The 232-nt window shown below is 40.9% G+C and carries 1 pseudogene; it reads right to left on the bottom strand.

The window, feature by feature from the left end:
* A pseudogene (locus tag SB756_RS35945) lies at window positions 1–232 on the bottom strand (BAX inhibitor (BI)-1/YccA family protein); the annotation flags it as partial.

The raw sequence follows: 232 nt of genomic DNA, 5'->3' as shown, positions 1-232 counted from the left end.
GAGCTTGCATTATAAGCATTGGGCCATTAGGCATGGCAGCGTAATGGTTTAACATTGGACCTAAACCAGCCCCCATTAAACCTGTGAAAGCAAATACCCAAAATACACCAGATGCGGTGACAGCTTTTTTGTTTACAACAAATAATAAACCAAACGAAACCAGTGTGAACACAATTCCCATAAAGTAAGGTAATTGTAGTGCCATTGAGATACCGGCAGTCACTGCACTAAA

Origin of the sequence: Pseudomonas sp. SIMBA_068, from assembly GCF_046534705.1 — a bacterium.
Taxonomy (GTDB): domain Bacteria; phylum Pseudomonadota; class Gammaproteobacteria; order Pseudomonadales; family Pseudomonadaceae; genus Aquipseudomonas; species Aquipseudomonas putida.
Note: the sequence above shows the minus strand (reverse complement) of the source record. Positions and strands in the feature narration are given on the sequence as shown.